The sequence below is a fragment of the Saccharopolyspora rhizosphaerae genome (genome assembly GCF_003931915.1).
GTDB lineage: Bacteria > Actinomycetota > Actinomycetes > Mycobacteriales > Pseudonocardiaceae > Saccharopolyspora > Saccharopolyspora rhizosphaerae.
Map to the genome: position 1 here is coordinate 444,356 of NZ_RSAA01000015.1, position 16,873 is coordinate 461,228.

Here is a 16,873-nt window from a genome sequence, read left to right on the forward strand (position 1 = left end):
CGTGCGACCATGGGGGCATGACCTCGCCCGCTGAAATCGAGCGCGCGCAACTCGAGCAGGACGCCGAGGGCACCGCGGACACGCCGTGGGTGACCGTGGTCTGGAACGACCCGGTCAACCTGATGTCCTACGTGACCTACGTGCTCCAGAAGATCTTCGGCTATTCCCGGGATCACGCGACGAAGTTGATGCTGGACGTGCACCACAAGGGCAAGGCGGTGGTTTCCTCGGGCTCGAAGGAGAAGGTCGAGGGCGATGTGGCGAAGCTGCACGCCGCCGGCTTGTGGGCGACGATGCAGAAGGATTCGTGAGTGGACGGCTGGACCCGCAAGAACGGTCACGTGCAGGCCGAGCTCTCCCAGCAGGAGGCGGCCGTCATCCGCGGCCTGGTCGGGCAGATCAAGGACATGCTCACCGCCCGCGCGGACGAAGCGCCCGAGGATGAGCTCGCGCAGCTGACCGGGATCCGCACCGGCCCGACCACCCCTCCGGAGGACCGGGTGGTCGCGCGGCTGCTGCCGGACTTCTACCGGCGCGACCCGGTCACCGGCGACACCGACGAGGAGGAGACCGACGCCGCCGGCGCGATGCGGTCCCTGCACGAACCGGAGTTGCTGGAGGCCAAGACCGCCGCGGCCCAGCTGGTCCTGGAGACCTGCCCGCCGATGGGCGGCAAGGTCAAGCTCACCAGCGAGCAGGCCGACAACTGGCTGACGGCCCTCAACGACGTGCGCCTGGCGCTGGGCACGGCGCTGGACGTCGAGGACGACATGCCCGACGAGCTCCCGGAGGACGACCTCCGCCGCGAGCACCTCGGCGTTTACCAGTGGCTCACCTGGGTCCAGGACTCCCTCGTGGGGGCGGTGCTCGGCTGACCAGGCCGGTCAGCCGTGCAGGTCGCGGTAGGTGGCCGCGGCACCGGGGTGCAGGGGGACGTCGCCGGTGCCGATCAGGGTGCGCACGTCCAAGAACTGGGTGCCGACGGTCTCCCGCGGCACCAGGAACGGCGCGCGCCGCACCAGCACCCGGACCACCGCCGAGGCGAGCTCGTCGGGAAGCTGTGGGGAGCAGGCGAGCAGGTTGGGCACGCCGATGGTCGGGATGCCGCCGGTGTGCCGGTAGGCCCCCGGAGGCACCGGGAGCTGGTCGCAGACCGGGGTACAGCGCGCGCTCGCCGCGTTCACCGGCAGCAGGCGGATCCCGATGCGGTCGTCGAGGACCTTCAGCACCGGCGTCGGAAGTCCGCCCGACCACAGGAACGCCTCGATGCGGCCCTGCTCCAGCGCGGTGACGGCCTCGGCCAGCGGGAGCATCTCAGTGCGCAGCCCCGGGCGACCGGCGAACAGGCGCGCGCCCATCAGCGCGGTGCCGGACTTCGGCGCACCGATCGCCACCGAGCGCAGGTCGTCCACGGACCGGGCGGGCGAGTCGGCGGGCACCACGAGCTGGGTGTAGTTCTCGTACACGCGGCCGACCGCTTGCAGTCCCGCCATCGGCCGCAGCTCACCGGCCAGCGCCGCGTGGGCGGCATCGGCCAGCACCATGCCCAGGTCGGCGCGGCCGTCGCGCAACATCTCCAGGTTGTCCACGCTGCCCTGGCTGGGCAGCACCACCGGGTGCACCCCCGGCTCGGCGGCGGCGATCTCCGCCCCCAGCAGCGCGCCGAACGCCGTGTAGAAACCGCCTGGTTCACCGGCGGCGATGCGCAGCTCGCGCACCGGCTCGGTCTTCCCGCACGCGGTCAGCAACCCCAGCCCGAGGAACGCCCGGCGCCGCATCAGCGCGCCTCCGGCAGGTCGAGGTGAGCGGTCAGGCCGTGCGGTTCGGTGCGGGTGATGCGCAGTGCACCGCCGTGCGCGGCGAGCAGCTGCCCGACGATGGCCAGGCCGAGACCGCTGCCCCGGCTGCCCCGGTGGTGATCGGCCCGCCAGAAGCGCTGCGCCGCCAACGAGATCTCCTCCTCCGACAACCCCGGGCCGGTGTCGGCCACGCTCAAGGTGCGCTCGTCCCAGCCGATCTCGACCGACGCGCCGGGCGCGTACTTCACCGCGTTGTCCAGCAGCACGTCCAGGACCTGCGCGAGTTCCTCAGTGGACAGGGCGACGCGGGCCGGAGCGATCTCGGGCGCGGACAACGAGATCCCGGCGTCCTCGGCCGCCGGACGCCACGCCCGCACCCGGTCGGCGACCACCGCCGCCACGTCTCCCGGTTCGCCGGGAGACGCGGCCCGGTCGGCGGTCGCCAGCGCCAGGAGCCGGTCCAGCAGCGCCTCCAGCCGGTCGACCTCGCCGACGGTGGAGCGGTAGGTGCGCTCGCCGTCGGGGGTGATGCGCCGCTCCAGCGCGTCGACCCGCAACCGCAGCGCGGCCATCGGGTTGCGCAGCTGGTGCGAGGCGTCGGCGACCAGCCGCCGCTGCCGCTCGTCGGCTTCGGCCACCGCCTCCGACATGCGGTTGAACGACGCGGCGAGCTCGCGCAGCTCGGGGGGACCGGCGTCGACCGGAACCCGGGAGCGCCGCGAGCCGGCGCTGATCGCGCGCACCCCGGCGCCCAGGTCGGCCAGCGGCCGCAACACCCAGCGCGCCAGCACCAGCGCCACCAACCCGCACACCACCAGCGCGGTCAGCGCGCCCGCACCGATCAGCGCCCAGTGCGCGGCGATGTCGGCGGTGGCCCGCCGGACCGAGGCCTGCAGGACCACGGCGCCGGTCACCCGGGTGCCATCGCCGACCGGCCGGTAGCGCACCAGCTCCTCCTGGGACCACGGCCGCAGCCACGGCACGGATCCGGCGAGCTCGTTGCGCAGGGCCTGGTCGATCGCTCCGGCGAGGTCGGCGGCGCGCACCCCGCCGGTCTCCACCACCGGCGAGCGGGTCGCGTCGACCACGACGAGGGGTTCGCCGTAGAGGTCGGTGTACCGGCCGGCTTCGGCGCGCAGCACGGTCGCGTCGCCGGTGCTGAAGGCGTGGTCGGCCAGGCCCGCGAAGTGGTCCAGGTCGGCGTTGCGGGCCAGCACCAGCTGCTGGGTGCGCTCGGCGGCGGTGGCGCGCAGCAGGGGAGCGGCGAACCCGGCCACGGCCAGCACCGAGAACGTCAGCAGGACCAGCAGCAGCCGCTTACGCATCGCCGCCCAGCCGGTAGCCGAAGCCTCGGATGGTCACCAGCAGGTCCGGGCGGCCGAGCTTGGCGCGCAGCTGCGCGATGTGCACGTCCAGCGACCGCGACACCGCCAGGTAGGCGTCACCCCACACCTCGTCCATCAGCCGCTGCCTGCTCACCGCCGTGCCGCTCTCGGCGGCGAGGACCGCCAGCACGTCGAACTCCTTCGGCGTGAGCTCCACCTCGCGCTCGGCGACCTGCACCCGGCGGGTCCGCAGGTCGATCCGCACGTCCCCGACCTCGACCTGCTCGGAGCCGGGGGAGGGGTGGCGCCCGCGCCGCACGACGGCCTCGATGCGGGCCATCAGCTCGGCCATCCGAACGGGTTTGACCAGGTAGTCGTCGGCGCCGGAGCGCAGCCCGCGCACGACCGCGCGTTCCTCGCCGCGCGCGGTGAGCACCACGACCGGGATCGGGCCGATGCGCCGCAGCTTGCGCAGGACCTCCAGGCCGTCGGTGTCCGGCAGGCCGAGGTCGAGCAGCACCAGGTCGTGCTCCCGGTGCCGCAGCAGGGCGTCCGCGCCGCGGCTGACGCGCGTCGTCCGGTGCCCGTGGGCGTCGAGGACGTCGACGAGCGCCTCCGCGACGCCGTCGTCGTCCTCGACGAGCAGAACCCGCACCGGCCACACCTCCGGACCGAGAGTATGGCCGGTGCCGTCCATCAACCTCCCATCCGGGAATCCTTCGACGTCTCCCGCATCCGCAGGTAGACCAGCAGCGAGACCAGCACGCAGCCGGAGACGTAGTAGAAGAACACCTGCTCCATCCCGGCCTTCTTCAGCCACAGCGCGACGTATTCGGACGTACCGCCGAAGATCGCCACGGTCAGCGCGTAGGGCAGGCCGACGCCCAGGGCGCGGATGTTCGTCGGGAACAGCTCGGCCTTCACGATCGCGTTGATCGAGGTGTAGCCGGTGACGATCACCAGGCCGCCGAGCATCAGCAGGAACGCGGCGATCGGGTTCTGCGTGCCGCCCAGCACCGTCATCAGCGGGACGGTGAGCAGGGTGCCGGAGACGCCGAAGAACATCAGCAGCTTGCGGCGGCCGATCCGGTCGGACAGCGCTCCGGCGAGCGGCTGCAGGACGCCGAAGACCAGCAGCGCCGCGAAGTTGATCCAGGCGGCCGTGGGCTTGTCGATGCCGCCGGTGTTGACCATGTACTTCTGCAGGTAGGTGGTGTACGTGTAGAACGCCACCGTGCCGCCGAGGGTCAGGCCGACCACCAGCAGGCATTCCTTCGGGTACTGCAGCAGCGCCTTGATCGTGCCCTGCTCGGCACCGGACTTCGAGGTGGACTCGTAGCTCTCGCTCTCGTCCATGCCGCGGCGCAGCCACATCACGATGAGCGCGCCGACCGCACCGATGACGAACGGGACCCGCCAGCCCCAGGCGTCCATCTGGTCGCTGGTGAGGACCTGCTGCAGGACGATCTGCACGCCCAGCGCGACCAGCTGGCCGGACACCAGCGTCACGTACTGGAAGCTGGAGTAGAAGCCGCGCTTGCCCTCGGAGGCGACCTCCGACAGGTAGGTGGCCGAGGTCGAGTACTCGCCACCGACGGAGATGCCCTGCAGCAGCCGTGCGGCCACCAGCAGCGCGGGCGCGGCCAGGCCGATCGAGTCGTAGCCCGGGGTCAGGGCGATGACCAGGGACCCGAACGCCATCAGCGTCACCGACAGGGTCAGCGCGGCGCGCCTGCCGAAGCGGTCGGCGTAGCGGCCGAGCATCCAGCCGCCCAGCGGGCGCATCAGGAAGCCGACGGCGAACACGGCGGCGGTGTTGAGCAGCTGTGCCGTCGAGTCGCCCTTCGGGAAGAAGGTCGCGGCGAAGTAGACGCTGAACGCCGTGTAGGCGTACCAGTCGTACCACTCGATGAGGTTCCCGATGGATCCTCGCACCACGTTGCCGATCACTCGGCGTTCGGAGCGAACCGCCACATCGCGGTCTGCGATCGTCATTCACGCCTCCAGGTCGTGCCAGTGGAGAAGACGATGAACAGGCCGGGTGGCGTGGACAACACCCGGCGGTCCGCCTTTACATGCGGCTAACGTGATCGGCAGGAGGTGCGCGATGCCGTTGCAGCCGGGTGACCTGGACGCGCTGGTCGACGTGGAGGGCCTGCTCGTGGGCCACGACCAGCGGCTCGACGAGCACTGGGCGACCGGTGCGACCGCCGTGCTCGCCCCCGGTGGTGCCGCCGGAGCGGTCGACGTGCGCGGCGGCGGGCCGGGCACTCGGGAGACCGACGTGCTCGAACCCGACCACCTCGTGCAGGCGGTCAACGGCGTGGTGCTGGCGGGCGGCAGCGCCTACGGGCTGGCCGCCGCCGACGGGGCGGTGCGCTGGTTGGGTGAGCGCGGCCACGGGGTCCCGGTGGGTGGGCCCGGCGAGGTCGTGCCGGTGGTGCCCGCGGCGGTCATCTTCGACGTGCCGATGAACGACTGGGGCAACCGCCCCGACGCCGACTTCGGCTACCGGGCCTGCGAGAACGCCACCAGCACCGAGGTCCGGCAGGGCAACGTGGGGGCCGGGACCGGAGCGGTGGTCGGACCGGTCAAGGGCGGTGTCGGCACCGCCAGCGCCGTGCTGGCCGACGGCACCACCCTCGGCGCGCTGGTCGTGGTCAACGCGGCCGGGTCGCCCGTCGACCCCGACACCGGGCTGCCCTGGACTCCCACGCCCGGGCTCCGCGCACCCACCTCTGAGGAGGTGGAAGCCGCACGTCCGCGTTACGCGGGGAGACCTGGGCGTCACGGAGCGGTGGACCGGCCGCTCAACACCACGCTCGGCGTGGTGGGCACCGACCTGCGGCTCAGCAAGGCCGAGTGCCGGCGCCTGGCCGTGGCCGCCCACGACGCGCTGGCCCGCGCCGTCCGGCCCGCCCACCAGCTGGTCGACGGCGACACCATGTTCGCGCTGGCCACGGGCACCGGAGCGGCTCTGCCGGAGCCGGGCGAGCCGGGCTGGTCGAGCCGGTTGGACCAGGTCAGCGCCGCTGCGGCGGAGGTCGTCGAACGGGCTGTCGTGCGCGGCGTGCTCGCGGCGGAGCCGGTCGGAGAGGTGACGTGCTACACGCGCCTCTACCCCTCCGCGCAGGAATGAATCATCGTGGAGCGTCGTTCTCCGTAACGACGAAGCCGCACCGGTGAGAGCAGGACTTCCACATGATGGGAGGCCGGTGCCCCACCTACTAGGATGGTTGCTGTGCTGGTGATCCGACGCGACCTCGTGGACGCGATGGTCGCGCATGCCCGACGGGACCACCCGGACGAGGCGTGCGGCGTGATTGCCGGACCGGAAGGGTCCGACCGTCCGGAACGCTTGATCGAGATGATCAACGCCGAGCGTTCGCCCACCTTCTACCGGTTCGACTCCGCCGAGCAGTTGCAGGTGTGGCGGGCCATGGACGCCGCCGACGAAGAACCGGTGGTCATCTACCACTCGCACACCTCGACCGAGGCTTACCCGTCGCGCACGGACGTCTCCTACGCCTCGGAGCCCAACGCGCACTACGTGCTCGTGTCCACGCGGGACCCGCAGACCCATGAGCTGCGTTCCTACCGCATCCTCGATGGCGAGGTCACCGAGGAGCCGGTGGAGGTCGTGGAGTCGTACATGTTCGCCCACACCGGTAGCGACGAGGTTCCTGACCGCGACTGATCCGCGGCTCGACCGCACACCGTTGTTCGCGTTCCCCAAGTAGTCCTTTGTGGACAGGAGGATTCCCCATGGCAGTCAACGTTTCCATCCCCACCATCCTGCGGACCCACACCGGTGGTCAGAAGTCCGTGGAGGCCAAGGGCGACAACCTCGCCGCGGTGATCGACGACCTCGACGCCAACTACAACGGCCTCAAGGACCGGCTGGTCAAGGAGGGCAACCTGCACCGGTTCGTCAACGTCTACGTCAACGACGAGGACGTCCGCTTCGCGGGTGGGCTGGAAGCCGAGGTCTCCGACGGCGACAACGTCACCATCCTGCCGGCCGTCGCCGGCGGCATGCGCTGACGCGGGAGGAACCCGTGGCACGTTTCGACTCGCTGCTCGACGCGCTGGGTGAGACCCCGCTCGTCGGGCTGCCGCGCCTGTCGCCCGCGCCCGACGTGCGGCTGTGGGCGAAGCTGGAGGACCGCAACCCGACCGGCTCCATCAAGGACCGGGCGGCGTTGAACATGATCGAGGCCGCCGAGAAGGAAGGCCGGCTCTTCGCCGGCTGCACCATCCTGGAGCCCACCTCGGGCAACACCGGCATCTCACTGGCCATGGCCGCCAAGCTCAAGGGCTACGGCCTGGTGTGCGTCATGCCGGAGAACACCTCCGAGGAGCGTCGCCAGCTGCTGCAGGCCTACGGGGCGCGGATCATCTCCTCGCCCGCGGCCGGCGGGTCGAACCAGGCCGTCGCGATGGCCAAGGAGCTCGCCGAGCAGAACCCCGACTGGGTCATGCTCTACCAGTACGGCAACCCGGCCAACGCCGAGGCGCACCAGCACGGCACCGGGCCGGAGATCCTGCGCGACCTGCCCACGATCACGCACTTCGTGGCCGGGCTGGGCACCACCGGCACCCTCGTGGGTGTGGGCCGGTACCTGCACGAGAAGAAGCCCGGGGTGCAGATCGTGGCGGCCGAGCCCCGCTACGGCGAGCTCGTCTACGGCCTGCGCAACCTCGACGAGGGCTTCGTGCCGGAGCTCTACGACCCCGACGTGCTGACGCGGCGGTTCTCCGTCGGGTCCTACGACGCGCTGCGCCGGACCCGCCAGCTGCTGGAGAGCGAAGGCATCTTCGCCGGGATCTCGACCGGCGGCGTCCTGCACGCGGCCCTCACGATCGGCGAGAAGGCCGCTGCCGCGGGGGAATCCGCGGACATCGCGTTCGTGGTCGCCGACGCTGGCTGGAAGTACCTCTCCACCGGCGCCTACAGCGGTTCCCTCGACGAGGCCGCCCAACGCCTCGAAGGCCAGCTCTGGGCCTGATCGGTACTCGGGAGAACCCCGCCTCCGCTCAGGAGGCGGGGTTCTTCGCGTCCGCACCCGCGGGTCCTCTGCTCGCGGCCGCGACGGCGAAACACGCCGTTGTGGGTGGTGGTGTGGTGTGGACCCGCCGCAGCCCGGGTTGGACGTCGGACGACCTCGGTGTCAGGGCACCTGGTTCGGGTCGCCCGCAGTGGGTGTGGTGCTCGCTGCGGGCAGTTCGGGCGCCAGAGGTGGCGGAACCGCCTCGACCAGCGCTCGGGGCCGGGGTCAACCCGTGAAGGCGTAGGTCCTGAGGCCTTCGGCCGGGGCGCGGAAGGTGAGCACGCTGCCGTCCTGGTCGGTCGGCGACGGGAGGCCGTCGCGGGCCGTGGTGATGTAGAGGTCCCGGAGGTCCTGGCCGCCGAAGCAGAGGTTGGTCGGGCGTTGGGCCGGGAGCGGGATCGTGCCGGTGAGCTCTCCGCTCGGCGCGTAGCGGTGCAGCTCGCCCTTGTCGCGGACCGCCGTCCACAGCGTGCCCTCGGTGTCCACGGCGAGCCCCGAGGGCTGACCGCCCACCTCGCAGAGGGTCCGCCGGTTGCTCAGCAGTCCCGCCTCCACGTCGAAGTCGAGGACCTCGATGCGGTGGGTGCCGGCGTCGGCGACGTAGAAGCACGCGTCGTCCGGGCTGGTCGCCAAGCCGAGACCGGCTTCGAGGTCCTTGATGACCACGCCCGCTGAACCGTCCGCTCCAACCCTGACCAGCCAGCCGTCGCCGGACTCGTCCTCGCGCATCGTCGTGGCCCACATCCGGCCCCGGCGGTCGACCATCGTGGCGGCCGCGGTCATCCCCTCGCGGGCCCAGTAGACGAGCCAGGTGCGCTGCTCACCGTGGGCGTCGAACAGCGCCACGCCCTCCTCCAGGTGGAGCACCAGGCCGCCCCGGGTGCGGGGCTTCGCGCCGCCGGGCCGCTGCTGGAGCGTCATCGTCGCGTTGGTGCCGCCCGGCCGGAAGCGGTGCACACCGCCCGCGAGCGGATCCGTCCACAGCAGGGTCTCAGTGCCGAAGTCCCAGGTGGGCGCCTGTCCGGAACGTGCCGTAGCCGCAACTGCGATGTCGACCTGAGGGTGCATGCTCCACCTTCCCACCACACGACCCAACGGGCCGGGACCTTACCGCGAGGATCACCGCACAGGGCCAGATGGCGGAAACCTCGCTGATCCGCAACCTGCTCGACACCGGGGCGATGCGCACCCGGAATCAGGGTCGTTCCCCGATCCCGCACCCCGTGCCGCCAGCTAGGCTCGGTGGTGTGACACGTCCGTTGGAACGTCCTCGCCCGCGAGTGCTGCCCGCGAACCCGTTGAGGGCGGCGCTCGGCATGCTCCTCTGCGTCGTGGTGCTGTTCGCGATCGAGTTCTACGACGTGGCCACTCCGGCGCCCACCCCGGCGATGGACCTCGACGCCAACGGCATCCAGCCGCGCACCGTCGACGGGCTCGACGGCATCCTCTGGGCGCCGCTGCTGCACTTCGGCTGGCCGCACCTGATCAGCAACTCGCTGCCGCTGTTCGTGCTCGGCTGGCTGCTGCTCGCCGGCGGGCTCCGGCAGTTCGTCGGCGTCACCGCCGTGGTGTGGGTCGTCGCCGGAGCCGGGACCTGGCTGATCGGCGCGCCCGGGTTCCACGTCGGGGCCTCCGGCGTCATCTTCGGCTGGATGGTGTTCCTGCTGCTGCGCGGGTTCGCCCAGCGCAGCGTCGCCCAGGTCCTGCTGGCCGTGGTGCTGTTCTTCTACTGGGGCGGGATGCTCTGGGGCGTGGTGCCCGGACAACCCGGCATCTCTTGGGAGGGCCACCTCTTCGGCGCGATCGGTGGGGTGGTCGCCACCTGGCTGGTGGCGCGCAGCACTCGGCGGAAGGTGTCGCGGGCCGAGCCTGGCACACTGGCCCGGTGACCAACGCTCCGATCGGGATCTTCGATTCGGGTGTCGGCGGGCTGACCGTGAGCCGCGCGATCATGGACCAGCTGCCCGGCGAGACCGTCCACTACGTCGGTGACACCGCCAACGCCCCGTACGGGCCGATGCCGTTGGCGGAAATCCGCTCCCGTACCCTGGCGATCACCGACGCGATGGTCGACGAAGGTGTGAAGATGCTGGTCATCGCCTGCAACACCGCCTCTTCGGCCTGCTTGCGCGATGCCCGCGAGCGCTACTCCCTCCCCGTCGTGGAGGTCGTGCTGCCGGCCACCCGACGCGCCGTGGCCACCACCCGGAACCGGCGCGTGGGCGTCATCGGCACCGACGCCACGATCCGGTCCCGCGCCTACGACGACGCCTTCACCGCCGCTCCGGACATCGAGCTGACCACCGCGGCCTGCCCGCGGTTCGCCGAGTTCGTGGAGCGCGGCATCACCAGCGGCCGCCAGGTGCTCGGTCTGGCGCAGAACTACCTCGACCCGCTTCAGCAGGCCGGTGTCGACACCCTCGTGCTCGGCTGCACCCACTACCCGCTGCTGACCGGGGTGCTGCAGCTCGCGATGGGCGAGCACGTGACCCTGGTGTCCAGCGCCGAGGAGACCGCCAAGGACGTCGTCCGGGTGCTCACCGAGCACGACCGGCTCGCCGAGCCCGGCAACGTCCCCGCGCACGAGTTCCGCGTCACCGGCGAACCGGAGCGCTTCGCGCGGTTGGCCCGCCGCTTCCTCGGACCGGCCCCCTCGGCCGATGCCGTGATGCCCTTGCGCATGTCAGGCTCAGTCGCATGAAGCTGACGGTCCTCGGCTGCTCCGGGAGCATCCCGGGGCCCGACTCGCCCGCCTCCGGGTACCTGCTCGAGTCCGGTTCCACCCGCATCGCGCTGGACCTGGGCAACGGCACGCTGGGGGCGATGCAACGCGTCCTCGACCCGTTCGACCTCGACGCGCTGTTCTTCAGCCACCTGCACCCGGACCACTGCGCGGACTTCGGCGCGCTCACCGTCCACCGCCGCTACCGCCCCAGTCCGCCCTACGACCCGCGGGCGCGGCGGCTGCTGGTCCACGCCCCTGACGACGCCCCCGAGCGGCTCGCCGCGCTGTACGCGCCGACCGCCGCCGAACGGCCCGAGACCGACCTGTCCGACGTGTTCGACTTCCGCGCACTGGGCACCGAGCCGGTGACCGTCGGGCCGTTCACCGTTCGCGCCGTCGAGGTCGCGCACCTGTGCCCGACCTGGGGTTTTCGGGTCGAGGCCGAAGGCAGGGTGCTCGCCTACACGGGCGACACCGGGCCCTGCGGCCGGCTCACCGAGCTCGCCGCCGGTGCCCACGTGCTGCTGGCCGAGGCGTCCTGGGAACACCACGAGGACGCCCCGACGAACATCCACCTCTCGGGCCGCCAGGCCGCCGAGGTCGCCAAGACCGCTGCGGCCGAACGCCTGCTGCTCACCCACCTCGTCCCGTGGACCGACCACGAGGCCATCGAGGCCGAGGCGAAGGCGACCTTCGACGGTGCCACTGAGCTGGTCCGGCCGGGCGCCACCTACGAGGTCTGAGGCACCCCGGGGCCTGGGGGCTTCGTCGGGTTCCGAGGCCTGGGCTTAGGGTTGGGTCGTGGCTAGAGCGGATGGGCGTAGTGACGATCAGCTGCGCGAGGTGAAGATCACGCGCGGGTACCAGGACTGGCCCGCGGGTTCGGTGCTGGTCGAGTTCGGCCGTACCCGGGTGTTGTGCGCGGCGAGCGTGCAGGAGGGCGTCCCGCGCTGGCGGACCGGTTCCGGCCTGGGCTGGGTGACCTCCGAGTACGCGATGCTCCCCTCGGCGACCAACACCCGAAGCGCCCGCGAGTCGGTGAAGGGCCGCATCGGCGGCCGCACCCACGAGATCTCCCGGCTGGTCGGCCGTTCCCTGCGCGCCTGCATCGACATGGCGGCGCTGGGCGAGAACACCATCACCCTGGACTGCGACGTCATCCAGGCCGACGGCGGCACCCGCACCGCCGCGATCACCGGTGCCTACGTGGCGCTGGCCGACGCGGTGACGTGGCTGGGCGCTGCCGGTCGGCTCTCCGACCCGAAGCCGCTGTCGTGCGCGATCCAGGCGGTCAGCGTCGGCGTCGTCGACGGCCGGGTGCGGCTGGACCTGCCCTACGAGGAGGACTCCCGCGCCGAGGTCGACATGAACGTGGTCGCCACCGACCACGGCACCCTGGTCGAGGTGCAGGGCACAGGCGAGGGCGCCACCTACACGCGGTCCACGATGGACAAGATGCTCGACTTCGCGCTGGCCGGCTGCGGCGAGCTCGCTCGCCTGCAGGAGGCCGCGCTCGCCGAGCCCTACCCCGGTGAACTGCCCGGAGGCGCTGCGTGAGCCGGTTGCTGCTGGCCACCCGCAACCAGAAGAAGCTGGCCGAGCTGCGCCGCATCCTCGACGCCGAGGGCGTCACGGGCGTGGAGGTCGTGGGCCTGGCCGACGTGCCGGGGTTCCCGGAGGCTCCCGAGACCGGGACGACCTTCGAGGCCAACGCCGTCGCCAAGGCCGCCGACGCGGCCCGCGCCACCGGTCTGCCGTCCGTCGCCGACGACTCCGGCCTGGAGGTCGACGCGCTCAACGGCATGCCCGGCGTGCTCTCGGCCCGCTGGGCCGGTGCGCACGGCGACGACCAGGCGAACCTGGACCTGGTGCTGGGCCAGCTGGCCGACGTGCCCGACGAGCGCCGGGGCGGCGCCTTCGTCTCGGCCGCCGCGCTCGTGCGGCCCGACGGCACCGAGACCGTGGTGCGCGGCGAGTGGCGCGGCACGATCATCCGCGAGCCCCGGGGCGCCAACGGCTTCGGTTACGACCCGATCTTCGTGCCGGAGGGGGAGACGCGCACCAGCGCGGAGCTCTCCCCGGAGGAGAAGGACGCCGACTCGCACCGCGGCCGGGCGCTGCGCCTGCTCCTCCCGTCCCTCCGCGAGCTGGCTCCGTAGGAGTTCCGTCGCGGTGCGGGTGGCGGAGCGTGAGCGGCTCCGTGGACTCCGTGCCCCCCGTTCGCCTAGGAACCGTTCAGCACCTGCGGCGCTGGGAGTTGAGGCCCGCACCTGAGGGCAGCGGCGTTCACCGCACGACTTGGTGTGACTCCGCTCGCCCCGGTGGGGGCTGGGCGGAGATCGGCGGCTAACTTCGGTTCGTGTTCACCGATTGGTTCGAACTGGCCCTGCTCGTCGTCGTCGGATTCCTCTCCGGCGCGGTGAACGCGGTGGCCGGTGGTGGTTCCCTGCTGGTGTTCCCGGCGCTGCTGGCGACCGGGATGTCACCGCTGGTCGCCAACGTGACCAACTCAGTGGCGCAGGGACCCGGTTTCGTCGGCGCGGCGGTCAGCCAGCGCGCGGACCTGGCGGGCAACCGCCGCAGGGTGTGGACGACCTCGATCGCGGCGCTGACGGGCTCGGCGCTCGGGTGCGTGCTGCTCATGCTGCTGCCCGGCGAGGTCTTCGACGCCGTGGTCCCGGCCCTGGTCGGGCTGTCGGCGGTGCTGATGGCCTTCCAGAACACCATCCGCAAGTGGCTCGGCTCGCCTGAGCAGGGAGCGCCCGACCGCACCGTGCTGCTGACGGTGGGGATCTTCCTCGCCTCGATCTACGGCGGGTACTTCGGCGGAGCCCGCAGCGTGATCCTCATCGCGATCCTGGTGCTCGCGGCGACCGACAGCATGCGCAGGCTCAACGCCTTGAAGAGCTGGCTGGGCATGATCGGCAGCGCGGCCACGCTCGTGGTCTACGCCCTCATCGCCCCGGTGGACTGGATCGCGGTCGCGATGCTGGTGCCCACCACGGTCATCGGTGGCTTCGCGGGCGGGAAGCTCGCCCAGCGCCTCCCGTCGAGCCTGCTGCGGTACCTCGTCGTCGCCATCGCCGCCGGCGTGGCCATCTACATGGCTCTCGACTGAGCCGAGAACCGCACGCCGCGCGGTGGCCCTCCTGGGCCGGGTGGTGATGCCGCGCGGGAGGGCACTAGGACATCCCGCGCGCATCGCGCACCTCAGACGCCGATCTCCTTGCGGAGCCGGTCGACGTGACCGGTCGCCTTGACGTTGTGGAGAGCCTTGGCGATCTTGCCCTCGGGGTCGACGACGAACGTCGAGCGGATGACGCCCTGGACGACCTTGCCGTAGTTCTTCTTCTCGCCGAAGGCGCCCCAGGCGGTCATCACCGAGCGGTCCTCGTCGGACAGGAGCGGGAACGTCAGCCCCTCCGCGTCGCGGAAGCGCGCGAGCTTGGCCGGCTTGTCCGGGGAGATGCCCAGCACGTCGAACCCGGCGTCGTTGAGCTCGGCCAGGCTGTCGCGGAAGTCGCAGGCCTCCTTCGTGCACCCGGGGGTGCTCGCGGCGGGGTAGAAGTAGACCACCACCGAGCGGCCGCGGTAGTCGCTCAGCGAGACCGTGCCGCCGTCGGCGTCCGGGAGCGAGAAGTCGGGCGCCGCGTCGCCCTCGGAAAGTCGGTTCTGTTCGGTCATGCTCGCGACGCTAGCCGATGGGCCGGACGGGTTGTTCGGGCAGCGCCGCACCACCCGCTGCGGGGGTGAGCTGCGACACCTGCTCGATGGCCGGTCGCGCCGGCTGGTCGTGCGTGACGAGGAGAGCGCCCACGAGCAGCCCGGCCAACGCCGACGTGGTCACGGCAATCGCGCACCTGGTGTAGACGCGGACGGACACCGTCGAAATTCCTTTCTCGGAACGGGAAAACCGCCTCCGCGGCGGACGTGGTGGTGATCGCCGGGGTCGAGTGGATCGTTACCGGTGTCGCACGAACGGGCTACCGGGTTGCGGGGGTCCGTGGCCGGGCGTAGACGTCAGGTGACCCACCGATCACCGCACGGAGGACCACCATGCCGACCGTCGCCGAACAGTTCATCGAAGTCCTCGTGCAGGCGGGCGTGAAGCGGATCTACGGCATCGTGGGCGACAGCCTCAACCCGGTCGTCGACGCCGTCCGCCGCACCGAGGGGATCGAGTGGGTGCACACCCGCCACGAGGAGGCGGCCGCGTTCGCCGCGGGTGCGGAGGCGCAGATCACCGGCAGGCTCGCGGTGTGCGCGGGCAGCTGCGGGCCTGGCAACCTGCACCTGATCAACGGCCTCTACGACGCGCACCGCAGCGGCGCCCCGGTGCTGGCGCTGGCCTCGCACATCCCCTCGGCGCAGATCGGCACCGGCTTCTTCCAGGAGACCCACCCGGAGGAGCTGTTCAACGAGTGCAGCCACTTCTGCGAGCTGCTGTCCCAGCCCGAGCAGATGCCGCGGCTGCTGCGCAGCGCGATCCAGACGGCCGTCGGCCGCCGCGGGGTGTCGGTGCTCGTGATGCCCGGTGACGTGGCGGAGGAGTCGCCGGCGAAGCCGACCGGGCGGGGCGTGGTCGACTGGGTGCCGCCGACGATGCTGCCCTCGGCGGACCAGGTCGCCGCGCTCGCCGAGAAGATCAACCGCGCGGAACGCCCGATGTTGTTCTGCGGCGCGGGTTGCCGGGGTGCGCACGCCGACGTCATGGAGCTCGCCGAGAAGATCAAGGCACCGGTCGGGCACGCGCTGCGCGGCAAGGAGTGGATCCAGTACGACAACCCTTTCGACGTCGGCATGAGCGGGTTGCTGGGTTACGGCGCCTGCTACGAGGCGATGCACAGGGCCGACCTGGTGGTGCTGCTGGGCACCGACTTCCCGTACGACAACTTCCTGCCGCAGGCCAACACGGTGCAGGTCGACATCGAGCCGGCGCACCTGGGCCGCCGCACGGTGCTGGACCTGGCGGTGCACGGCGACGTCGCCGAGACGATCCGCGCGGTGCTGCCGGAAGTCCACACCAAGACCGACCGCTCCTACCTGGACCGGATGCTGCGCGACCACGCCGCTCAGCTGGAGAAGGTCGTCGACGCCTACACCCGCAACGTCGAGTCGCAGGTCCCGATCCACCCCGAGTACGTCGCCGACGTGCTCGACGACCTCGCCGCCGACGACGCGGTGTTCACTGTGGACACCGGGATGTGCAACGTGTGGTCCGCCCGCTACATCACGCCCAACGGGCGGCGGCGGGTTCTCGGGTCGTTCGTGCACGGTTCGATGGCCAACGCGCTGCCACAGGCCATCGGCGCGCAGCTGGCCGAGCCAGGACGCCAGGTCATCTCGATGTCCGGCGACGGGGGCCTGGCGATGCTGCTCGGTGACCTGCTGAGCCTGCGCACCCACCGGCTCCCGGTGAAGACCGTGGTGTTCAACAACTCCTCCCTGGGCATGGTGAAGCTGGAGATGCTGGTGGACGGGATACCGGACTTCGGCACCGACCACGACGGCATCGACTTCGCCGCGATCGCGCGTGCTGCGGGCATCAACTCGGTGCGGGTCGAGAAGCCGGGCGAGGTCCGCGACGCGCTCGCCGATGCCCTGTCACGCCCCGGCCCGGCGTTGGTGGACGTGGTGACCGACCCGAACGCGCTGTCCCTGCCGCCGCACATCACCGGTGAGCAGGTCAAGGGCTTCGCGCTGGCGGTGAGCCGCACGGTCCTGTCCGGTGGTGTCGGCAAGATGCTGCAGCTCGCGCGCAGCAACCTGCGGAACGTGCCGCGGCCCTGATCCCACGCGTGGCGGAATTCCTGGAAGTTCGGACCCGCGCGAGAAGCGGACGGGCGGCCCTGATCACACGTGTGGCGGAACTCCCGGAAGTGGTTCGGAACCCGCGCGGGAAGGGGACGGGGCCGGCCCGGATCAGTCGCGGGTGCGGCGGGGCGTCAGGTTGCCGGCACGCCACCACAGGAG

20 protein-coding genes are annotated in these 16,873 nt (G+C 71.6%); 13 read left to right on the forward strand and 7 right to left on the reverse strand.

Annotated features, from left to right (window positions below; genetic code table 11):
• Positions 1-17: 17 nt before the first annotated feature.
• Complete coding sequence (clpS, locus tag EIL87_RS16965; protein WP_125091491.1) at positions 18-311, forward strand: ATP-dependent Clp protease adapter ClpS; 294 nt, start codon at positions 18-20, stop codon at positions 309-311.
• On the forward strand, positions 312-875 hold the full coding sequence (locus EIL87_RS16970) for a DUF2017 domain-containing protein (protein WP_125091492.1): 564 nt from the start codon (positions 312-314) through the stop codon (positions 873-875).
• 9 nt (positions 876-884) lie between these two features.
• Here EIL87_RS16970 and EIL87_RS16975 read toward each other — a convergent pair whose 3' ends face one another.
• Genes EIL87_RS16975 through EIL87_RS16990 form a run of 4 tightly spaced genes read right to left on the reverse strand, consistent with a single transcriptional unit; the run spans position 885 to position 5,119 of the window.
• Positions 885-1,778, reverse strand: coding sequence for a TAXI family TRAP transporter solute-binding subunit (locus EIL87_RS16975; protein WP_125091493.1), 894 nt, complete (start codon positions 1,776-1,778; stop codon positions 885-887).
• Complete coding sequence (locus EIL87_RS16980) at positions 1,778-3,124, reverse strand: sensor histidine kinase (protein ID WP_125091494.1); 1,347 nt, start codon at positions 3,122-3,124, stop codon at positions 1,778-1,780. Before EIL87_RS16980 ends, EIL87_RS16975 begins: the two co-directional genes overlap by 1 nt.
• Positions 3,117-3,779 carry a response regulator transcription factor gene (locus tag EIL87_RS16985; protein ID WP_125091495.1) on the reverse strand — a complete coding sequence of 221 codons (663 nt, stop codon included), beginning with the start codon at positions 3,777-3,779 and terminating at the stop codon, positions 3,117-3,119. The genes EIL87_RS16980 and EIL87_RS16985 overlap by 8 nt, the downstream gene beginning before the upstream one ends.
• A gap of 41 nt (positions 3,780-3,820) precedes the next feature.
• Positions 3,821-5,119: an MFS transporter gene (locus EIL87_RS16990; protein WP_125091496.1), complete on the reverse strand. Its 1,299-nt coding sequence runs from the start codon at positions 5,117-5,119 to the stop codon at positions 3,821-3,823.
• Positions 5,120-5,231: 112 nt separating this feature from the next.
• Between EIL87_RS16990 and EIL87_RS16995 the strand changes: the two genes are divergently transcribed.
• From EIL87_RS16995 to EIL87_RS17010, 4 genes are all read left to right on the forward strand, one after another.
• Complete coding sequence (locus tag EIL87_RS16995; RefSeq protein WP_125091497.1) at positions 5,232-6,263, forward strand: P1 family peptidase; 1,032 nt, start codon at positions 5,232-5,234, stop codon at positions 6,261-6,263.
• 102 nt (positions 6,264-6,365) lie between these two features.
• On the forward strand, positions 6,366-6,821 hold the full coding sequence (locus tag EIL87_RS17000; protein ID WP_125091498.1) for a Mov34/MPN/PAD-1 family protein: 456 nt from the start codon (positions 6,366-6,368) through the stop codon (positions 6,819-6,821).
• Positions 6,822-6,889: 68 nt separating this feature from the next.
• Positions 6,890-7,168, forward strand: a complete 279-nt coding sequence (locus tag EIL87_RS17005) for a MoaD family protein (protein ID WP_125091499.1) — start codon at positions 6,890-6,892, stop codon at positions 7,166-7,168.
• 14 nt (positions 7,169-7,182) lie between these two features.
• Entirely contained in the window at positions 7,183-8,133 is a 951-nt protein-coding gene (locus EIL87_RS17010; RefSeq protein ID WP_125091500.1) for a PLP-dependent cysteine synthase family protein, read from the forward strand.
• Positions 8,134-8,400: 267 nt separating this feature from the next.
• On the opposite strand, the gene EIL87_RS17015 is transcribed toward EIL87_RS17010, so the two are convergent.
• Positions 8,401-9,243, reverse strand: coding sequence for an SMP-30/gluconolactonase/LRE family protein (locus EIL87_RS17015; protein WP_125091501.1), 843 nt, complete (start codon positions 9,241-9,243; stop codon positions 8,401-8,403).
• A 212-nt stretch (positions 9,244-9,455) separates the two neighbouring features.
• On the opposite strand from EIL87_RS17015, the gene EIL87_RS17020 reads away from it, so the two are divergent.
• From EIL87_RS17020 to EIL87_RS17045, 6 genes are all read left to right on the forward strand, one after another.
• Positions 9,456-10,064, forward strand: coding sequence for a rhomboid family intramembrane serine protease (locus EIL87_RS17020; RefSeq protein ID WP_233576331.1), 609 nt, complete (start codon positions 9,456-9,458; stop codon positions 10,062-10,064).
• Positions 10,061-10,876, forward strand: coding sequence for a glutamate racemase (gene murI, locus EIL87_RS17025; protein WP_125091502.1), 816 nt, complete (start codon positions 10,061-10,063; stop codon positions 10,874-10,876). Before EIL87_RS17020 ends, murI begins: the two co-directional genes overlap by 4 nt.
• Positions 10,873-11,643, forward strand: a complete 771-nt coding sequence (locus tag EIL87_RS17030) for an MBL fold metallo-hydrolase (protein ID WP_125091503.1) — start codon at positions 10,873-10,875, stop codon at positions 11,641-11,643. Before murI ends, EIL87_RS17030 begins: the two co-directional genes overlap by 4 nt.
• Before the next feature lie 58 nt (positions 11,644-11,701).
• Entirely contained in the window at positions 11,702-12,457 is a 756-nt protein-coding gene (gene rph, locus EIL87_RS17035) for a ribonuclease PH (protein ID WP_125091504.1), read from the forward strand.
• The gene (gene rdgB, locus EIL87_RS17040) at positions 12,454-13,059 is read left to right on the forward strand and encodes an RdgB/HAM1 family non-canonical purine NTP pyrophosphatase (RefSeq protein WP_125091505.1); all 606 of its coding nucleotides are present in this window, start codon (positions 12,454-12,456) and stop codon (positions 13,057-13,059) included. Before rph ends, rdgB begins: the two co-directional genes overlap by 4 nt.
• Before the next feature lie 200 nt (positions 13,060-13,259).
• Positions 13,260-14,018 carry a sulfite exporter TauE/SafE family protein gene (locus EIL87_RS17045; protein ID WP_125091506.1) on the forward strand — a complete coding sequence of 253 codons (759 nt, stop codon included), beginning with the start codon at positions 13,260-13,262 and terminating at the stop codon, positions 14,016-14,018.
• Between the two features lie 92 nt (positions 14,019-14,110).
• Here the strand turns inward: EIL87_RS17045 and bcp are convergent, their stop codons facing one another.
• Entirely contained in the window at positions 14,111-14,584 is a 474-nt protein-coding gene (gene bcp / locus EIL87_RS17050) for a thioredoxin-dependent thiol peroxidase (protein WP_125091507.1), read from the reverse strand.
• Positions 14,585-14,594: 10 nt separating this feature from the next.
• Positions 14,595-14,783, reverse strand: coding sequence for a hypothetical protein (locus EIL87_RS17055; protein WP_125091508.1), 189 nt, complete (start codon positions 14,781-14,783; stop codon positions 14,595-14,597).
• Between the two features lie 173 nt (positions 14,784-14,956).
• Here EIL87_RS17055 and EIL87_RS17060 point away from each other — a divergent pair, with 173 nt between their 5' ends.
• The gene (locus EIL87_RS17060) at positions 14,957-16,690 is read left to right on the forward strand and encodes a pyruvate dehydrogenase (RefSeq protein ID WP_125091509.1); all 1,734 of its coding nucleotides are present in this window, start codon (positions 14,957-14,959) and stop codon (positions 16,688-16,690) included.
• Positions 16,691-16,873: the final 183 nt, after the last annotated feature.

Excerpts from the sequence above, each read along its gene's own strand:
- EIL87_RS17060 (WP_125091509.1), top strand. The coding sequence starts at position 14,957 with ATGCCGACCGTCGCCGAACAGTTCATCGAAGTCCTCGTGCAGGCGGGC.
- EIL87_RS16980 (WP_125091494.1), bottom strand. The coding sequence starts at position 3,124 with ATGCGTAAGCGGCTGCTGCTGGTCCTGCTGACGTTCTCGGTGCTGGCC.
- EIL87_RS17030 (WP_125091503.1), top strand. The coding sequence starts at position 10,873 with ATGAAGCTGACGGTCCTCGGCTGCTCCGGGAGCATCCCGGGGCCCGAC.
- EIL87_RS17015 (WP_125091501.1), bottom strand. The coding sequence starts at position 9,243 with ATGCACCCTCAGGTCGACATCGCAGTTGCGGCTACGGCACGTTCCGGA.
- EIL87_RS16990 (WP_125091496.1), bottom strand. The coding sequence starts at position 5,119 with ATGACGATCGCAGACCGCGATGTGGCGGTTCGCTCCGAACGCCGAGTG.
- bcp (WP_125091507.1), bottom strand. The coding sequence starts at position 14,584 with ATGACCGAACAGAACCGACTTTCCGAGGGCGACGCGGCGCCCGACTTC.
- clpS (WP_125091491.1), top strand. The coding sequence starts at position 18 with ATGACCTCGCCCGCTGAAATCGAGCGCGCGCAACTCGAGCAGGACGCC.
- EIL87_RS16995 (WP_125091497.1), top strand. The coding sequence starts at position 5,232 with ATGCCGTTGCAGCCGGGTGACCTGGACGCGCTGGTCGACGTGGAGGGC.
- EIL87_RS16975 (WP_125091493.1), bottom strand. The coding sequence starts at position 1,778 with ATGCGGCGCCGGGCGTTCCTCGGGCTGGGGTTGCTGACCGCGTGCGGG.
- EIL87_RS17005 (WP_125091499.1), top strand. The coding sequence starts at position 6,890 with ATGGCAGTCAACGTTTCCATCCCCACCATCCTGCGGACCCACACCGGT.